Raw genomic sequence first — 18,370 nt, 5'->3', positions numbered from 1 at the left:
CGCTGTTGAGCGGCCGACTTCCCAAGTCCAAACATGATGGGGATCCCTTGTTCCTTCAACGGGCCGGGGTGGCAACCGGCAGCGAGCCTCCGCTCGGCAGCTGGATCGAGGTCGGAACGGATCCGCCAGCCTGCGGCGCCACGACCGGTACCGGCGGCAGCATGCCAAGCGACACCGGCGGCGGCAGACTGCCGCCCACGCCTGCGAGATTCGGACGCAGCACGTTCTGGGCCGTCAGGATCGGCGCAGCGACGTAGCAAACATTCGTCGGCTTGCCTGCCGAGGTCGCCTTCGATTTGTGCGCGGCCTTCTTCGTCGCCGAGCCGCTCACGGCCGCCACCCGCGCGCAGGTGCCATCGATGCCGACCAACGCGTATCCATTGTTCGCGCCTCCCGACTCGCTGAGGTCGATGGGCACGCCGTCGACGGTAAAGCGGACGTTTCGCTGACCCGTCACACCGAAAATCGAAACCAGTTCAAAGACCTTCTCGCGCACGACCTTCGGGGCAGACAAGCTCGCGCCTGGCGGCGGCAGCCCGGCAGCCTCGCGCGCAGTGCGCTCTGCCTTCACGGCCTTGATCTCCTCATTCGCCGCGGCGGTACGCGCGTCGGCAGCGAGCAGATCATCGACAGTCTCCGCACTGACCTGACCAGGCCCCACGAGCGACGCGGCGACCAGGCCCGACAGGACGACGGACAGAAAGGCTTTACGGCTTTGCATAGATCTCCCCTTGGAGGTTGGCTTTGAGTTCAGACTTGGCGCGATCGGGTGTCACGTTCTTGGTGACGGTGATGGCGACCTGCTTCCACGACACCTGAGGCATGTGAATGAGTTTCTCCGTCATTGATCGCAGAGGGCCGTCCACCTGCAGGGTGGCGACCAGCGGGAACTTCAGGTTCGCGGGCACGGGTGCATTCGTGCCGTTGGGCAGCTTGGGCGTCGCGACCGGTACCCGGGCAAACTCACCCAGCGGTTTGGAGCCGAGCTCGAGCACCCGTTCCAGGCGCTGGAGGTAGCTGACCGAGTTCACCAGGTGCCAGTCCTTGGTCTCCAGTTCCTTCTCGTTGAACCGCTTGCTGACTCCGGCGACCTGAAAGCGTGCAGTGACGCCGCCCAGCGGCTTCCATTCCAGCGCCCAGTCCTTCGGGATGCTCGCCTGGAAGGCCGCATTGGTCGAGGCGCTGGGCCCTACCCCCTCCACGGGCCACACGTACTGGGCGGCGCACTTCCAGCCGCCACGCATCGCATCCAGATCGCAAACCGCCCTCGTCAAATCCCATCGGGCGATGTGCACCGGCACGTTCCGCAGGGCCAGGGTGACTTGTTCGACCGACTTCACCCCCGCGAGCTTTCGCGCGCCCGCCCACTGCTCGTATGACTCCTGCCAGAGCGCCGCCGGGTCCACGACCGGCTCGTGCGCCTTGCGGTACCTGGCAATCTGCTGGTTCATGATGGGGATCAACAGGTACTGCGCAACGCCGGCGATCACAAGGACCCCCGCGGCATACTTCATCGGCTTGGGAATGCGCTTGAGTGCGACAAGGGAGCCGGCCTTCGCCGGCACGAGCCGCGAAGCGTTGACGACGGCCTCGGCCTGGCGATCCGCGCCGAGCTCGACCAGATCCTGCCAGTCGAAGCCATTGCCGTGATCAAAGCGCGTCGCCTTGTCCTTGTAGCGCTCCTGCAGCGCACGCCAGATTTCATCGGCCTGTGCGCGTGTCACAACCACATCGTGACCGCGCAGCACTGCGCCGTTTGACACGGCGCCGAGCCACACGCGTTCGTCGGCAGCGTTCTCGTGGCCTCCGGCCTGCTCTCCCGCACTCGAAACGCTCTCGATCGGCAGCGTCACCAGCGACGTGCCGATTGGCTTCAAGGTGGCAAGAAGGCTGGCCGCGGAAAGGACACGCGAGATCTTCTGCTTGGCGAGCTGCTTCTGCTCGGCGCGCTTGAGTTTGGCCAGGCCGACGGAGGATTTCCCGTCGGCGTGCACCAGATGCGTAGCCTTGTTGCCCAGCGCGACCGAAATCGCGTTCGCAGCCTGAACGCCGGCGGTCAACGGCGCCCAGGAGAGCCCCAGCGCCAGCGCGGTGTCATCGGGCAGACCCGACAGGAACTCGTCGGATGCCGCGGATAGAAGAGTGATGTCCATGCCGGTTCACGCACTCAGATGTTGTCTTCCGCAACGGCCGTCACGAGCAGGATGATGCGGCGCTTGCTCTGCGTGACGGAGTCGGATCCGCCGAGGATCATCGGCGCGTGCGCGTCAAGGCGACGCGCGGTCGATTGGCTGGCGTTTTCGTCAAGACCACCGATCAGGTGGGTCACGCCGACACGCAGCACGGTACGGCCGGACAGGTTGCTCTCCTGGATGTTGCGCTGCTGCACCGTGGTGCCGCTGCCCTGCACTTCCACCGTGTAGGGTGTCAGCGTGCCGGTTCGGTCCTGAAGATTCACCGAGACCAGAACCTGCCCGTCGTCCTGGGCCTCTGGCGTCACCGTCAGGAAGGCGCCGTACTTGTCCTCCTTCTGCGTGATGGACGGGGCGCTGATCGTTCCCGTCGTGGAGGTCACCGCGGTGTTCGACACCTGGGCCACATAGTCGAACACGGTGGGGAGGCCCACCGTCGCGGTGTTGCCGTTGAGTGTCGAGACGGGGAAGCTGCGACGCGTGACGGTGAGACCCATTTCATCGAGTGCCCGCAAGATGACCGACGTACCGGAGAACGCCCCCGTCCCGCGCACGCTGAAGCCGGCCGATCCCACTGCGGATCCGGCCAGGGTCGCTGGCGAACTGAAGGTGTTGGCGGTGCCGGTCAGCTTGTCGTACAGCACCGACCAGTCCACGCTGGCCTGATCCTGCTGCTTGGAAGTGACGAACAGTTCTTCGAACACCAACGTGACGCGACGGGTGAGGCGCTTGTTCTCGTCGTCGATGTAGGTCTGCATGCGTGCGATGGCGTCCGACGTGTCCGTGACGATCACCGACTTGCTCTCCGGATTGATCACCACATCGCCGGCCACGGTCCCCATGGCCAGCAGCGTCTTGTGCATGTTGACCAGCGCATCGGTCGCCGTGGACTCGTAGGTCGACTTGCTCTCGGCGCTGAAGCCCGCGCTGGTGGAAACCAGGTTCGTCACCTTCTGCGCCAAGGCCTTCAGCCGAAGCACCTTGGTCTCGATGCGGAAGATCTCGATCTGCCCCGACTCCGTCACGCGATGGCTGACGCCCCAGGCAGCGTCGGCCAGGTCGAGCAAGGTGCCGACCTGGATGTCCACAGGCCCGATGGCCATGCCACCTTGCTGACCTGAAGTCGACGATGCCGCGGCACTTGACGGCGGCGCCGTCGCGGGCCCGCTCGAGCCGCGACGCGGCGCGAACTGCGACACCGGCAGCAGCGCATCGGGCTTCACGCGCACCGGAATCCCCGTGGCGAGCGTGATGCAGCTCGCGAGCGTCGGCAGGCTCAAGGTGCTGGACATGCAGGCCGACGACACCGCGGAGACCTTCACGTTGGCCCGCAGAGCGGGTGGCAACGTCACGTCGCGCGAAAGGGGAATGCTCTTGCCAGCGAGCCAGGGGGCCCCGACCTCGTCCAGCGCATCGCGGTTGCGGTAGTAGTTGTTGGTCAGGTCCTGCACGCGCTCCTGCTCACGCTGGGCGCGGGCCGTCACGTCGGACAGATCGGCCTTGACCTGCTCTTTCGCCTGGTAGGTGCTGCAGCCCGCGACCGACAAGGCGACAGCCACGAGAACGATCAGGGGAGAAGCAAATTTGAATCGAAGGGTCATTGAATTCTCACTGTTCATTTGACTTACAGGTCGCTGCGCTTGCACAACTCGCTCGCGGGGATCACCCGCAGCACGTTGTTGCTGTAGAAGCACGGCCGTGCCGGCGTATCGCTCAGGAGCGAGCTTTTGAGCAGCGTTCGAACTGCCGTCTTGAAATCACCCGTGAAAACATCGGCGCCACCCACCGGGATGTCTCGCGACACGGCCCAGTGCTCGGAGGCGAACGACCAACCGGCCATGCTCGACCACTTGCCGATCACCTCGCGAAAGGTGCGATCCTGCGGCGCGATAGCAAAGCCGGATGCGACCGGGGCCGGCGCGGCGGCTGTCGCCGGTCCTGGCGACACCTGCACGGCTTGCACCGCGGTCACGGGAACCCTGGCGCCGGCAGAAGCCCCGGCTGGTGGCGTTGCCGAGGGCTGCCCCGAATGGCGGGCGTCCATCTTGCTCAGGACTTCTCGGGCCTGAGCGCTTGTACCCGCACCGTCGCTCACCTCGGTCGCAGGCGCCGCAATGGCGGTAATGGGCGAGACCGCCACACCGCGCGACGTCGGCAATCCATCGACCGCCTTCGATGGGCTGGCCTGGAGCGACTGGCACATGGCATTCGCTCGGTCAGCCCCGAGGGTGTTCCGCCAGGCAAGCGCGGCCTCCAAGCGGCCTGTGGATGGACTGACGGCACAAGTGACTTGAGCCTGCGCATTGCCCGCAAGCGTGCACGCAGCCATGGTCAAAAGCGCCAAAGCGCTGGGGGCGAGACGCCCGCGAGGGGTGTTCATGGGATGGACGACTGGTTGATCAAACACGCATCCATTTGACGGGGGCTCATTCCCGTGTTCTGGGTGAATGCACGCTCGATTCACGTCCGTTTCTGGTGGCTCCCGCGGAGCCTTGCACCCTCGCCGTGGCATGGATTGATCGCAAGCATTGCGCCCGCAATCGAGGCCCACGTGGCGGCGCGTTGCCTGGCCCACGTGTTGCGCGTCCAGTGCAACGTCGGCGCCCCGAAACGCTGCGGAGGAAGGAGCAGCGATCCTCAAAAACAAACGCGCGGCCAAATTTGGCCGCGCGATGCATGGACGTGAGAGGCTCTCGACGCCCTATTTCCCTATTTCCCCTTGCGCAACGCGCTGAGCGCCCTCGCCGCCGCGCCGGCACCGGGCATGGACGCGCCGAGCGACGTTCCAGCCGACGCCATGCTGCCCGTGCCCCTGCGCACAAACGATCCGGTGGCCGCCGCTCCCTTGCCGATGGACCCCACGGCCCGCGATGCGCCACTGGCTGCCGCCGCGGCATCCCGCCCTCTCGTGATGGCGCTGCCAGCGGCCGTCCGACCGGGGAACAATCCATCCGCGAATGCCGGAATCGACGAGAAGATCTTCCCCAAGCCGAGCGCGAGCAACGCGATGGCGATCGCCTGGCCGGAGAGCGTCGCGCCGGTATCCGCCTTCATGGCAGGACCGATTCCCGTCGCCACCAGCGTGACAACGATGACCGTGATGGCGTAGAGAAAGGCCCCGTTTGTTGATTTCCATCCAGAAGTGACCCACTTGGCCCGGTGATTTCCATCTAAATCTGACCCACGTGATAACCCTAACCTGCTGCTTTTAGCAGCAGGAGCACAGGAGTGATTGACGTGGCGACACTGAGTGTCATCAGGCGTTGGGCACTGCGAGAGCAACTGTCCATCCGAGAGATAGCCCGGCGCACGGGCTTGTCTCGCAACACCATCCGCAAGTACCTTCGCGAGGGCGAGGCGGCGCCCAGCTACGCGAAGCGCATCAGCCCGAGCAAGCTCGACGCGTTCGCCGAGAAGCTCGGCGGCTGGCTCAAGAGCGAGGCGTCTAAGTCACGCAAGCAGCGGCGCACGCTCAAGCAGATGCACGCCGATCTGGTGGCGCTGGGCTACCAGGGCTCCTACAACCGCGTGGCGGCCTTTGCACGAGCGTGGCATGCGCATCTCCACGAGGTCCAGCAGACGACCGGGCGCGGCACCTTCGTGCCTCTGGCCTTCGGTCCCGGCGAGGCATTCCAGTTCGACTGGAGCGAGGACTGGGCCGTCATCGCTGGTGAACGCACCAAGCTGCAGGTGGCGCACTTCAAGCTCAGCCACAGCCGTGCGTTCATCGTGCGCGCCTACCTGTTGCAGACCCACGAGATGCTGTTCGATGCGCACAACCGGGCCTTCGAGGTACTCGGGGGCGTGCCTCGGCGCGGCATCTACGACAACATGAAGACCGCCGTGGACAAGGTACGCCGCGGCAAGGAGCGCGACATCAACGCGCGCTTCAGCGCCATGGTCAGTCACTACCTGTTCGAGGCCGAGTTCTGCAACCCGGCCTCGGGCTGGGAGAAGGGCCAGGTCGAGAAGAACGTGCGTGATGCGCGCCACCGGTTGTGGCAACCTGTGCCGGCGTTCGCCACGCTGGCGCTGCTCAACGACTGGCTGGAGGACCGCTGCAAGGCGCTGTGGGGCGAGATCGTCCACGGCAAGCTGCCAGGGACCGTAGCCGATGTCTGGGCGCAGGAACGGCCACTACTGTTGCAGATCCCCAGACCCTTCGATGGTTTCGTGGAACACACCAAGCGCGTCTCGCCCACCTGCCTGGTGCACTTCGAGCGCAACCGTTACAGCGTTCCGGCCTCCTACGCGAACCGGCCAGTGAGCCTGCGCGTGTACGCCGAACGCCTCGTCGTGGCGGCCGAGGGCCAGATCGTGTGCGAGCACACGCGCATCATTGACCGTCGCCACGACACCGCAGGTCAGACCGTCTACGACTGGAGGCACTACCTGGCAGTGCTGCAACGCAAGCCAGGAGCGCTCAGGAACGGAGCGCCCTTCAGCGAGCTGCCGCAGGGCTTCCGGCGGCTGCAGGCCGCGCTGCTGAAGCAGCCAGGCGGAGACCGCGAGATGGTGGAGATCCTGGCGCTGGTGCTGCACCACGACGAGCAGGCAGTGCTGACCGCGGTCGAACTGGCGCTGGAAGCCGGCGTGGCCAGCAAGACTCATGTGCTGAATGTGCTGCACCGACTGCTCGATGCCAAGCCCATTGCGCCGGCGCCTGTCACGGCACCGCAGGCACTGCGCCTGATGAACGAGCCGAAGGCCGATGTGCTGCGCTACGACACGCTCCGGGGGCGTGCCAGCGCTGCTGGCGGCCTGCGCGGGCCGCTGAACTCCAAGTCGAGTAGCCAGGAGGTGCGCCATGCGACATGACCCTGCCAGCGGCGCCATCGTGATCATGCTGCGCGAACTCAAGATGCACGGCATGGCCCAGGCCGTCGCGGAGCTGGCCGAGCAGGGATCGCCGGCCTTCGAGGCGGCCCAACCGATGCTCTCGCAGTTGCTAAAGGCAGAGACAGCCGAGCGGGAGGTACGCTCGGTGGCCTACCAGTTGAAGCTCGCTCGCTTCCCAGCCTATCGCGATCTCGCTGGCTTCGACTTCGCCAACAGCGAGGTCAACGAGGCGCTGGTGCGTCAGCTACACCGATGCGAGTTCATGGACGATGCGCAGAACGTGGTGCTCGTGGGCGGTCCGGGCACCGGCAAGACCCACATCGCCACGGCGCTGGGCGTGCAGGCCATCGAGCACCAACACCGCCGGGTGCGCTTCTTCTCGACGGTAGAACTGGTCAACGCACTCGAGCAAGAGAAGGCCAGTGGCAATCCCGGCCACATCGCGCACCGACTGATGTACGCGGACATGGTGGTGCTCGATGAACTGGGCTACCTGCCGTTCAGCGCATCAGGTGGCGCGCTGTTGTTCCATCTGCTGTCCAAACTCTACGAACGCACGAGCGTGGTGATCACAACCAACTTGAGCTTCAGCGAGTGGGCCAGCGTCTTCGGCGACGCGAAGATGACGACGGCGTTGCTGGACCGGCTCACGCATCACTGCCATATTCTGGAGACCGGAAACGACAGCTTCCGCTTCAAGCACAGCTCGGCTCAACCCGTTCAAGCAGTCCAACCTAAAAAGGAGAAAGCCAAGAACTTATCCACACCGTGAGCCGGCTGGCTCGCAAAGAGGGTGGGTCAATATTCGATGGAAATCGCGGGTCAGGATTCCATGGAACTCAACAAGCGAGGGCAATGCCCTTTCCAACTGCCCCCCAAAAGAGAGGGCAGTTGGAAAGGCCTCACGGCCTGTCCTTGAATGTCTAGAGAGCCCCGACGTCGATCCTCGCGTCGCACAGATCCCACAACTGGGGCGTCTGCGTCACGAGATACTCCCGCCTGTAGCCTCCGCGATCGAGTACGGCTCGCTTCATGTCCATGAACTGGCGCTTGCGCGCCTCATCCAGTGGACCGTCGGCCTCGTCACAGAAAAGCGTCGAGTAGTGCTGCTGGCTCGATCGCGCGATGTACAGGGCCATCGAGCGCACAAGGCACTCGTTGATCCACACCTTCTCGCCACCGGACATATCCGAGAGGCGCTTTTCTTCGCCCCGGTGCGTATCCTCGACCCACACCTCGAAGCTCTCCTTGAGGATGCCCGTGGCCGTCGTCTGCTGCGTGCTCAAGCGCACCTGGAATCGACCGCCGTAGCAATCTTCCAGAAGCGAGTTGCACTGGGCGGACAAGGCGGGACCGGCGTCATCGATGGACATCGCGACAATGCCGTTGTTTCCAAGCGCAGCCGCCAGAAGCGTCCAGCTGGCGATCTCGTCGGAGATGCAGGTGGCCAGTGCCTCGACCTTCGAGAGCTCGGCCTTGGCTGCCGTCAGTTGCCCAAGCACCAACGTGGATTCCTGCCGCTTTGCGACGATGTCGGCCTGGCGATCACGTGCCTCCCGATGCACCACTTCGGCTTGCGCCAGACGCTGACGGACGAGGTTGACCTCGGCCTCTCCGACAATGCGTGGCAGCGCGGCGACCATCGCCTGAATCCGTTCGACTTCCGCGGCCAGGGTCGCGGTGAGCTGTCCCATGGCAACTCGGTGATCGGCATCCAGCCTCGACAAGTCATTTTGTACGGCCACCAGGCGCTGCTCGACACGTTGGAGTTCGGCTTTGGCCTCCGCCACGCGAGCAATTCCTGGCTCCACCTTGGTCTTGGCCTCCTCGATCGCCGGCAGTTCAGCGGCAAGCGTTCGCGCGTTCACCAGCTCGTCGTTCAGCTTGCTGATGTCCGCCAGAAGCTGGTTGTGTACCTTCTCGGCATCGAGCAACTTCTGCAGCTCCGCGTCGGCGGACGCACGCTTCTTCTTGTTTTCCAGGAAGGTGTTGCGCAGAACCTCCAACTTCGCGGTGGAGGCAGGCAGCCCTTCTGCGGCATCGTTCGCCTGCAGCAGAAGCTTGCAGGCCGACTGAAACGAATGCCCCTTGCAAGGCACATCGTTGATCAGCGATGCCGTCTGCGTGGCCGTCGCGACCAAGTTCGCCAGCGCGGTGCCATCGGCCTGCCCCGTGGCGAGGGCCTCGGACAGACTGAGCACGTTCCTTCGAAGCTCACCGATGCGATCCGCGTCCAACTGCACCTCCTCGAGCTTCATGCGTTTCGCAGAGAGCTGATCACGCAGATTTGTCCGCTTGGTCTCGGCCGCCCGTACCGCGGGCTCCCTGGCAATCAACGACCTCACCGATGCAAGCGAGGTGTTCGCGTCGGTCAACGTCTTCGAAGCCGCCGAGACGGTCTGCTGAAGGTCGACCTGCGCGGATTGAAGATGGGTCCGCTCCTGGGCTTGTCTCGTCGCAAGTGCGGCAGTCGCCGTCTTGCGATTCGCCTCGCTGGATTCGAGTTGAACCTGCAACGCAGCGTGCTGGGCCTTGACTGCTTCTTGCTGTCCCGCCGCGGCCTCGATCGTGACCAGGTCCGCATGGGCCTGCCGCTCCAGCATGCCTGCCCCGTCGACCGCGTGAGTAGCGGCCTCCAAACGATCATCGAATCCCGCGAGCGAATCCCGAAGTGTCGCCTCGCGCATCAGCTGCTGCTGCAGAGGGATCGCCTGGGCCTTCGTGGCCTCCAGATGGGGACGCAACCCCTTGACCACCTCCTGTGCTCTATCGCCAAGTGCCTTCACGCTCTCGATGTTCAGCATCGACGCGAGCAGCGACTTGACTTCGCTCACCGTCATCGCGCTGATGGGGCGTTTTCCCTGCGCCGAAAACAGCGCCGCGAAGAATACATCCGGTCGCCCGCAAACGGCTTCCACCGCGCGGTCGTAGCTCTCGGCCTTGCCGTCGCTCACGAGTCCCGTTCTGTCCGCATAGGGCACGAACGCCGCGGTCGCATCCTGCATGAACAGGTAGCACTCCTGCTTCTTGCTCTTTCCGGCCGCGCGCATGCGTATGACCGATTGGTAGGTCACACCGTTGTGACACCAGACAAGGTCCTTCAACCCGTCGGCGCCTTCGACCAGATCGTCGTAGTAGCTGTAGGCCGTCGGGGTTGGCGAGCTGGCCCGCGATGGCATCACCCGGTAGGGGTGCATGTTATCCATGATGGTGGTCTTCCCGGCCCCGTTGGGACCGACCAGCGCCACCATCCGGGCAGCACCATCGATTTTCCCGAAGTCGATTTCAATCGAGTTCTTTCCACGGCCGGAAGCGATGCCTCTGAACCCGGAGAGTTTGAGCTTGAGTGGCTCCATGTTTCTGATCCTTTCCTAACAAGGGGGTTGAATCCATAGCCGGACGGCCTCTCGAACGAGAAGGCGGATGCCACAGGGCATTCGTCTGTACGCTCACTGGAGTCTGTCGGGAATGGGAGTCCACGATGTCGAACTTCGGCTGGAGGCTCATTCGATATCCCGTGTCGCGTGGTTGCGAACGGGTGCCTGGCCGCTTGGGCAACTGACAGATTGGCGCCGATCTCCGCAGCGCGTGACGCCCGGAGTCAGAAGTTCGTTCCGCGAGGAGCGGAGACCCATTGTGAACGCAAGGGGGTCGCGCGATGTTCCCGAAACGCCCCGATTTTCGAACCCCATTTTCTGTGACCACCATTCACACGGGTCAATCGCCGGCAGCTCGCATCGCCCGCCCAACCCCAAGAATGGGATCGGGCGGGATGCGACACTGGCTTGTCGTGAAGCACGTCCAGAACGAAGGCACCGAGCGTGATCGATGCCCTGTTGCTAGGCGAAGAGGCTCTCCTGCAATTCGTCCACCAGGTGGCCGGCAGGGCTCCCCGGCGGTTCCAGGTCCATCGCGTCAGGCAGTCGATCAGGGACAGCGACCAATACCTCAGCTTCCGACGCTGCATCCACGTTCGGGAGCGGCACAGGGGCGATGGGCTCGCGGCCGTGCATTCGGTCCATGATGTCGACCACGATCATCTCGCCGGTCTTGCTTTGCAGGTCGCTCAGCCTCGATTGAAGGCCGTCGCCCGGCGTCACCGTGGCTTCACACCACTTCTGAAGCTTCTCCGACAGGCTGCTGGCCGTGCTGATGCCAGCTGCGCGGACACGTTCGACGATCAGCGTCTTTCCCTCGATCTGCACGTCGGCAGCGCCCGCAAGAAGCGCCTTGATCGCCTCACGGTCCACACGCTGCCGGTGTTCCTCGTCCACCTGGTAGCGAACTCGAACGAAGAGACCGGCCAGCGACGCCGACAGCTCCCGAATCTTGTCCATGTCGGGCGGACCGTCGAAAAACAGGTCGACCGTGCGTCGCGACGGCGTCGGATGCGCGGCAAGGCGCGGGTCTCCCGATGTCATATCCCACTCGATCCACACCTTATCGCCTTCCTCGCCGTGGTGGAAGCGCCCGATCGAGCCCGCATAGGCAACGATTTTTCTGCGCCCCGATACCTGGGCATCCTGATTGCGCCAGACCTGGTGCTTGTGGATGTGCCCCAGGGCAACCACGTCGGCCTCCGCCGAGAAGAGCGTGCCAAGCGCGAACTCGTGATCCGTCCCTGCCATCGGAACACCATGCTCGGTCAGGCAGTTCAGGACGGTCCCATGGCTGATCACCATCGTTGGAACACCCTGCTTGAGCAGGGACCGGTTCGCGCAAGCAAAGGCGTCCAGGATCTGCGAGATCAGATCTCCGACCTGGCGCCCGGCTTCGCCGACGGCCTGCGGCGCCAGCGCCGCGATGTCGGCCTTGTTGAGGGTTGGCAGCGCATGGACCGCCAGTCGGTAGTCCTTCCCCGCGACGATGGGCTCGAAACTCCCTTCTTCGAGGCCGAACGAAGCGATCCGATCGGCGATCGTGATCGGATGACACGCACCGATCAGTTCGAACATCCGCAAGAGCCCTGGCGGTTCATGGCTGAACGTGCCCTGAAGCATGAGCACGGGGCAATGATCGGCCAGCCGTTTCAGTTGCCGGGCCAGCGCAATCACCGCCGGCGCGTGCGCATCCATCGCATGGTCCGTGCTGTCGCCCGTGATGATGGCAGCGTCGACACCAGCCAGAATCGCCTCGGTCACAGAGGCGCCGAAGCAACGGTCGGATTCGACGAGGTTCTTGGCGCAGTAATGCAGGTCGCTCATTTGCGCGATCTTCATGATGAAATCCTTTCGTTGTGTAGAGAACAGAAAGGTGCAGCCACGAGGGCTTGTCGATGCCATCGCCACGATGACATCGAAAAGACTTCGGCTCGTTGCAAGAGATCGCACACCGCCACCGGAGGCGAAGGGGTGCGAGTTCCGGCGAGGCGCCCTTCATCACGACCCTGAGAGGCTTTCCTGAGCCCAACGGACTCGGGAAAGCCCCCAAGGGGGCTTCCAAAAAGTCAATCGATCAGCCGCACGCGCCGGTGTGACCGCAATGCGTGCAGAACTCGCACCCGTCTTTCTTGATGACGGCGTGCGCGCCGCATTCACCGCAAGCCTTGCCAGGCATGATCGAGCTGCCGGTCGACGTCGTGGCTTCCTCGACCCGCGGCGCCGGCACATGCGCAGCCGCTTCAGAGCCAGTCCGCCTGGCAAGTGCCTTCGCGGGAATCTGGTTGCCTTCGGCGTCCAGAAAACCCCGTTTCACAAGCACCTGCTGAATCGCGTACGCGATGACGCCCACCTCGGACTCGTGGAACCGCGGCACCTTCGTGCCATCGGGCTTCTCGTAGTGGCCGTAGCGAACGTTGCCTCGATCCGACTTGACCTGGCGTGCATCCTGCAATGCCTTGGGCAGCAGGCCCGAACGAGCGTTCAGCGAGAGTTGCCGGGCAAAGGTCGAGATCCATTCCTGGGGCACATCGCTTTGTCCGCCCGGGATGAACACCTCCACGGGACGCGATACCTTCACAGGCTCGCCGTCCAGCACGCCCTCCACATCGGCAAACGAAATCGAAAGGTAAATCGACTTGTCACCGCTGCCACTCGGCATGTACCGGATGCGGGTATTCACCGCTTCCAGATCGCCGTCCGCCCGCTTGTCGAGCACGCGCGTCACCGGATCCAGATCCGCCATCTTCGTCGGCAAAGCGGCAACCGGCGGTTGCGCGGTGGGAGCGCCAACCGACAGGACGGCGCCGATCGTGTCGTTCGGCCGGTAGGTGGCAAGCCCCTTGAGTCCGGCCTTCCACGCCTGCATGTACAGGTCCTTGAAGTCGTCGAACGGGTAGTCCGCCGGGATGTTGACCGTCTTCGAAATGGCCGAGTCGATGAACGGCTGCACGGCCTCCAGCATGCGCAAATGGTCGGTCGCACTCATCTCCAGCGCGGAAACGAACGACGGCGGCAGAACCTCCTTGACATTGTGGATCACGGAGCCCACGGCGAACTCGTCGCGATACCGGCAAACCGCATCCAGGAGACCTCGAGCCGTCGGATCCGGCAGCGTCCGCAGGAACACGCGGAAGGCATGGTCGAGCACCGGATAGTGCTTCTCGGTTCCATCCGCCATCCGCTTCTTGCGGCTGTAGCCCCACGAAAATGCGGGCTCGATGCCGTTCGAGGCGTTGTCCGCGAACGCGAGACTGACGGTGCCGGTCGGCGCGATCGACAGCAGGTGGCTGTTGCGAATGCCGTGAAGCCGAATCGCATCCTTGAGATGTGCCGGGAGGCGCGACGCGAAGGAGCCTTCTTCAAGGTACTTGTCGGCATCGAAGAGCGGGAACTGACCTTTCTCCTGGGCGAGAGCGCACGATGCACCGTAGGCAGCATCACGCATCTGTTGCGTGAGGCTGCGCCCGAACTCGATGCCTTGCGGCGAGTTGTAGCGGATGCCGAGCATGATGAGCGCATCACCGAGGCCGGTGAAGCCAACACCGACGCGACGCTTGCTGCGAGACTCTTCGCTCTGCTCCTGCAGCGGCCAGTAGGTCACGTCGAGCACATTGTCCAGGAAGCGGACCTGCGTCTGCACCGCGCGCAGAAAGCCATCCATATCGAACCTTGCGAACGGTGTGAAGGCGTCGAGCACGAACCTGGTCAGGATGATCGGCCCCAGGTCGCAGCAACCGTAGGGAGGCAGCGGCTGCTCGCCGCAGGGGTTGGTGGCCGCGATGTGCTCCGCGTAGCGCAGGTTGTTGTCCTTGTTCATGTTGTCCAGGAACACAATGCCCGGCTCCGCGAAGTCGTAGGTCGACCGCATGATCTGGTCACGCAGCTCGCGAGCGGCGATGGTTTGGTAGACCCACAGGCCGTCCTGACGTTGAAACGCCCCTTGGGCGAATTGGTCCGGACTTGGCTCGGCCTTGTGAACCAACTCCCACTTCTCATCGGCCTCGACCGCGCGCATGAATGCGTCGGTCACCCCGACACTCACGTTGAAGTTGTTCCAGCGGCCCTTCGTGCGCTTGGCCTTCACGAACTCGAAGATGTCCGGATGGCTGATGGAGAGAATGCCCATTTGCGCGCCGCGTCGGGCGCCAGCGCTTTCGACCGTCTTGCAAGACATGTCGAACACATCCATGTACGAACACGGGCCAGACGCTGCACTGTGCGTGCTCTTTACTCGGGCACCGCGCGGTCGGATCGCGCTGAAGTTGTAGCCGACGCCCCCGCCTCGGCGCATCGTTTCGGCCGCCATCGCGAGTGCCTTGTAGATCCCTGGGGCTCCCTCATCGTCGAAACCGTCCATGCAATCACCGATGGGCTGGACGAAGCAATTGATGAGGGTGGCCTGGATGCCGGAGCCGGCTGCAGACATGATCCGACCGGCACCGATGGCACCGGCCAGCATATTGGCGCGGAAGGTCTGGTACCACTGCTGGCGCAGTTCGGGGGCCTCGGCCTGAGCAACGGCCAGCGCAACGCGGTCAATCACGTTGGCCTCGGTGGACTCCGTGCCCTTGCAGTATTTCTCCAGGAGCACTTCCTGGGTGATGCCCTGTGGGGCGTGAAGATCGATGTCTTCCATGCATACCTCTCAAGAGAATGGCGCTCGCAAGAGCGCAGGTTGTTGGATGCGACGCTTGCCGCAATGAAAGACCGACGGGACAAGACTTCCCATTCGAAAGTTGCCCGGAACTTTCGGATGGACAGTCGTGGGCCAATGCGCAGCACAAGCAAAAACGCCGCACCCCAGATGGAGTGCGGCGTCTCGCGGAAACCTTCCATTCGCTCGAGGCGAATGGTCGGGGGCTCGAGTGCCAACCACGACCCACATGGATCGCGTGGACAACAGGAGAGTTGGCACGAACCCAATGGGCCATGTGCTGATTCGAATCTGCTTTTCGAGGCCACGACGGCGCAGAAACGAACAGCGGGCAGGATCACCCTTTTGAGAGCTGACAGGGCTCTCGGTCAAGTCCTCATCTGAGGATTCAGGCACGGTGTCAGTCGTGCAGCCAGGTCTACCTGGGATGTTTGGCGTTTGCCTTCCGGATTGCCGCCGGCGACGGGGTCAGAGACCAGGAAGAAGCCTGAACTTTAGGCCCGAGCACGCGGCGCGTCCACAGCGAAAAAGCGTCGGTCCCGCCCCTCATTCGCCCAGCCGGGTGCGGGGTGGACTCGAACAATCATCTCCATGGACACCGAGCTGGCAGAAACACTTCCCCGAGTATTCATCGAAGCGGGCGCCTCGCCCGTGATCGCTGACCTGGCCGACCTGCCATCGGCGCCAACGCTGAAGAACCAGGACCGCATCGACGAACTGCGAAGCCGCATGTTCGCCCGGCACACGGTCACCCTGCGGACCAGCTTCTGCAGTCGCAACCTGCGCCGGGACTTCAACATCGCGAGCGCGAAGATGTATGTCTATTCGCTCAACCGCCCCTACAGGGAGAAGATCTCCGAAGCGCTATCGGACCTGCACTGGCAAATCGCGATCCTCGGCTCGGACCCCGTCATCCTTGCCTTCGGTGCACTCGACGTGTCGTGGCTCAATGGCGGTACCTTCGACTTTGTGATGGTCAGTCCTGAGAGTGCATCGATGTTCCGCGCCTTGCGAAAGCTCGATGAACTGGTCGCGCGCCTGTTCACCGCCGAACGACTGGACCTGATCACGCGCGATCAGCGACGGGCATTGATGGGACCGATCGACCTGGCCTACGCCGGTTTCAAGCAGGTCGCCATGAAATTGACCAACAAGTCGATCGAAGACCTGTTGGCAGAGACCAATCTGGCGTAAGCGCCCCGCGCTCTTCCTCGCCCGCGCGCAACAGCCAGTTCCCCATCCCCGTCAGTCCCACTTGCCCCCGAGCAGCGGAGTGGGAGCATGACTGCGTCCACCAGGAAATCGCATGTCATCCACAGACCGCCAACGAGAAGTGATTGCCGACGCCTATCGGCACCTGCGCGAGGTCATGCCGGGCTTCCTGGTGCGCAAGCAGCAACAGCAGATGGTGCAACGCGTCTCCGGGCTCCTGTCGCAGGAATCCATTGGCCTGATCGAGGCGCCGACGGGTACCGGCAAATCGATCGGCTACCTCATCCCCGGAATCGTGAACGCCGTCGAACAGGACAAGGTGCTCGTGGTCTCCACCGCCACCGCGTCGCTGCAGGACCAACTGGCCTCTAAAGACCTCCCGCTTGCATTGATGGCACTCGAAGGCGCCGGCGTGCGCGGCGTCACATGGGCTGTCGCCAAGGGCCGCGAGCGGCACCTGTGCCCGGCCAAGCTCGACGCGTTGACCGTCACCACCGACATGTTCAAGCAGGGCGACAAACCCATTCACGACCAGATCGTGCAGTTCTGGGAATCGGGTCAATGGGACGGCATTCGCGACACCTTGCCCACACGCGTCGACCGGCAGGCCTGGTCGGCCGTCGCCAACACATCCGCGAGTTGCGTTGGCGAGAGCTGCCCACAGTTTGACGGATGCCCGTACTACACGGCCATGGCCAAGGCCAAGAGCGCGCGCGTCATCATCACCAACCACGACTACCTCCTGGCCACCTCCGCAAACGTGGATAGCAGCTTTCTGTGCGATGCAGAACGCAATCTGTACGTGTTCGACGAAGCGCATCACCTGTCGGACAAGATACTCTCGGCGTTCGCGTCCTCGCTCGACCTGAGCGTCAACCATCGGGAGGAACTCCGACGGCTCGAACAACTGCTGGGCTCACGCTCGTCGGCGCCGATCGAGATCGCCACGGAGCGCATGATGGCCATGTGGAATGCAGCGTCGCATTCGACCCTGTCGATGCTCGGCGACGGTGCGCTGCACCGCTTCACGCTCGGTGAGGCGCCCTCCACGTACATGCAGCTTCTCGAAGACCTGAAGGGCTCTATCGTCAACATGGTCGACGTACTCGACGGCGCCGCCGCATCGATCAACGCGCAAGCCAAGGCCGTCGGCGGTAAGCGCAGCGGGATGGCGGTGCTGGTGCAGTCCCGGGTCGGCCAGATCAAGGGTGAGCTCGACAACGCCATCCAGGCCATCGAGGAGTTCACGAGCCCGGTCCAGGATCGTGCACGATGGCTGGCCAAGGGCCGCAACTCCGTCGAGATCCGGAGCTCGCCCTTCGACAGCGGCGCCAAGGCGCGCAAGCACCTCTGGCCGCGCATCCATGCCTGCGTGCTGACTTCGGCCACCATCTCCTCGCTCGGGAGCTTCGATGCGACACGGGCTCAGCTGGGCCTGCCACCCGACACCCCAGCGCTTCGACTGGACTCGCCGCTGGACTATTCCCGGGCTCGCCTGATCGTGCCGCCGCTGGCGGCCGAGGCCGGAACGAAGGCCCACGCGGCCATGGTCCGCGCCTTCGTCCGCGACCACGCCGTGCGCGGGCCGGAACAGGGCATTCTTGTCTACTTCACGAGCAAGGTGCAAATGCAGGACGTCTATGGTTCACTGAGTCCCGACGAGCGCCAACTGGTCCTGCTTCAGGGCGAATGGCAACCTTCGGCCATGATCGAGGAACACAAGCGACGCGTGGACGCGGGGCAGCGGTCGGTGCTCTTCGGCCTCGACAGCTTGAGCGAAGGGGTCGACCTGCCCGGCGAGTACTGCACCCGGGTGTTCGTCACGCGCCTGCCTTTCCCTTCCCCGAGCGATCCGGTTCTCGCCACGCATGCCGAACATCTGGAAAGAAAGGGCTTGCACGCGTTCAACCTGCTGATGCTCCCCAAGGCCGGTCTGAAGCTTGCTCAGGTGTGCGGACGTCTGATCCGCAAGGACGGGGACTATGGGGCGGTCGTGTGCCTGGACAACCGCCTGCGCACGAAATCCTATGGGCACCGCCTGGTCGCCAGCACCGCATTCACCGCCATTGTCCCCAAGTAGCGCGACTTGAATG

At 63.8% G+C, this 18,370-nt stretch carries 12 protein-coding genes; 5 read left to right on the top strand and 7 right to left on the bottom strand.

Annotation, left to right across the window (positions count from 1 at the left end; all coding sequences use genetic code 11):
- Nucleotides 1-55: 55 nt before the first annotated feature.
- Genes ACWV14_RS11100 through ACWV14_RS11085 form a run of 4 tightly spaced genes read right to left on the bottom strand, consistent with a single transcriptional unit; the run spans nt 56 to nt 4,572 of the window.
- The gene (locus ACWV14_RS11100) at nt 56-721 is read right to left on the bottom strand and encodes a hypothetical protein (protein ID WP_454906726.1); all 666 of its coding nucleotides are present in this window, start codon (nt 719-721) and stop codon (nt 56-58) included.
- Complete coding sequence (locus tag ACWV14_RS11095) at nt 708-2,153, bottom strand: hypothetical protein (protein ID WP_454906728.1); 1,446 nt, start codon at nt 2,151-2,153, stop codon at nt 708-710. Before ACWV14_RS11095 ends, ACWV14_RS11100 begins: the two co-directional genes overlap by 14 nt.
- A 14-nt stretch (nt 2,154-2,167) precedes the next feature.
- The gene (locus tag ACWV14_RS11090; RefSeq protein WP_454906730.1) at nt 2,168-3,793 is read right to left on the bottom strand and encodes a type II secretion system protein GspD; all 1,626 of its coding nucleotides are present in this window, start codon (nt 3,791-3,793) and stop codon (nt 2,168-2,170) included.
- 23 nt (nt 3,794-3,816) lie between these two features.
- A complete protein-coding gene (locus tag ACWV14_RS11085) occupies nt 3,817-4,572 on the bottom strand; it encodes a TcpQ domain-containing protein (protein ID WP_454906732.1) in 756 nt (251 codons plus the stop codon).
- A gap of 339 nt (nt 4,573-4,911) precedes the next feature.
- Between ACWV14_RS11085 and ACWV14_RS11080 the strand changes: the two genes are divergently transcribed.
- The 3 genes from ACWV14_RS11080 (at nt 4,912) to istB (ending at nt 7,803) form a co-directional block, all read left to right on the top strand.
- Nucleotides 4,912-5,301: a hypothetical protein gene (locus ACWV14_RS11080; protein ID WP_454906734.1), complete on the top strand. Its 390-nt coding sequence runs from the start codon at nt 4,912-4,914 to the stop codon at nt 5,299-5,301.
- Nucleotides 5,302-5,420: 119 nt separating this feature from the next.
- Complete coding sequence (istA, locus tag ACWV14_RS11075) at nt 5,421-7,010, top strand: IS21 family transposase (RefSeq protein ID WP_454901620.1); 1,590 nt, start codon at nt 5,421-5,423, stop codon at nt 7,008-7,010.
- The gene (gene istB, locus ACWV14_RS11070) at nt 7,000-7,803 is read left to right on the top strand and encodes an IS21-like element helper ATPase IstB (RefSeq protein WP_454901618.1); all 804 of its coding nucleotides are present in this window, start codon (nt 7,000-7,002) and stop codon (nt 7,801-7,803) included. The genes istA and istB overlap by 11 nt, the downstream gene beginning before the upstream one ends.
- A gap of 151 nt (nt 7,804-7,954) precedes the next feature.
- Here the strand turns inward: istB and ACWV14_RS11065 are convergent, their stop codons facing one another.
- The 3 genes from ACWV14_RS11065 to ACWV14_RS11055 all read right to left on the bottom strand — a co-directional run bounded on the left by ACWV14_RS11065 (nt 7,955) and on the right by ACWV14_RS11055 (nt 15,047).
- Complete coding sequence (locus ACWV14_RS11065) at nt 7,955-10,387, bottom strand: DNA repair ATPase (RefSeq protein WP_454906736.1); 2,433 nt, start codon at nt 10,385-10,387, stop codon at nt 7,955-7,957.
- Between the two features lie 483 nt (nt 10,388-10,870).
- Nucleotides 10,871-12,250, bottom strand: coding sequence for a metallophosphoesterase family protein (locus tag ACWV14_RS11060; RefSeq protein WP_454906738.1), 1,380 nt, complete (start codon nt 12,248-12,250; stop codon nt 10,871-10,873).
- Between the two features lie 235 nt (nt 12,251-12,485).
- On the bottom strand, nt 12,486-15,047 hold the full coding sequence (locus ACWV14_RS11055) for an adenosylcobalamin-dependent ribonucleoside-diphosphate reductase (RefSeq protein WP_454906740.1): 2,562 nt from the start codon (nt 15,045-15,047) through the stop codon (nt 12,486-12,488).
- 609 nt (nt 15,048-15,656) lie between these two features.
- On the opposite strand from ACWV14_RS11055, the gene ACWV14_RS11050 reads away from it, so the two are divergent.
- Nucleotides 15,657-16,259, top strand: coding sequence for a hypothetical protein (locus ACWV14_RS11050; RefSeq protein ID WP_454906742.1), 603 nt, complete (start codon nt 15,657-15,659; stop codon nt 16,257-16,259).
- Between the two features lie 112 nt (nt 16,260-16,371).
- Nucleotides 16,372-18,357 (top strand): helicase C-terminal domain-containing protein, encoded by a 1,986-nt coding sequence (locus tag ACWV14_RS11045; protein WP_454906744.1) that lies wholly within the window; start codon nt 16,372-16,374, stop codon nt 18,355-18,357.
- Nucleotides 18,358-18,370: the final 13 nt, after the last annotated feature.

It is taken from the genome of Variovorax durovernensis (assembly GCF_977011995.1).
Note: the sequence above shows the minus strand (reverse complement) of the source record. Positions and strands in the feature narration are given on the sequence as shown.

Coding starts and splice junctions, on each gene's coding strand:
- istB (WP_454901618.1), top strand. CDS start 7,000: ATGCGACATGACCCTGCCAGCGGCGCCATCGTGATCATGCTGCGCGAA.
- ACWV14_RS11095 (WP_454906728.1), bottom strand. CDS start 2,153: ATGGACATCACTCTTCTATCCGCGGCATCCGACGAGTTCCTGTCGGGT.
- ACWV14_RS11100 (WP_454906726.1), bottom strand. CDS start 721: ATGCAAAGCCGTAAAGCCTTTCTGTCCGTCGTCCTGTCGGGCCTGGTC.
- ACWV14_RS11050 (WP_454906742.1), top strand. CDS start 15,657: ATGGACACCGAGCTGGCAGAAACACTTCCCCGAGTATTCATCGAAGCG.
- ACWV14_RS11065 (WP_454906736.1), bottom strand. CDS start 10,387: ATGGAGCCACTCAAGCTCAAACTCTCCGGGTTCAGAGGCATCGCTTCC.
- ACWV14_RS11090 (WP_454906730.1), bottom strand. CDS start 3,793: ATGACCCTTCGATTCAAATTTGCTTCTCCCCTGATCGTTCTCGTGGCT.
- ACWV14_RS11045 (WP_454906744.1), top strand. CDS start 16,372: ATGTCATCCACAGACCGCCAACGAGAAGTGATTGCCGACGCCTATCGG.
- ACWV14_RS11060 (WP_454906738.1), bottom strand. CDS start 12,250: ATGAAGATCGCGCAAATGAGCGACCTGCATTACTGCGCCAAGAACCTC.
- ACWV14_RS11055 (WP_454906740.1), bottom strand. CDS start 15,047: ATGGAAGACATCGATCTTCACGCCCCACAGGGCATCACCCAGGAAGTG.
- ACWV14_RS11085 (WP_454906732.1), bottom strand. CDS start 4,572: ATGAACACCCCTCGCGGGCGTCTCGCCCCCAGCGCTTTGGCGCTTTTG.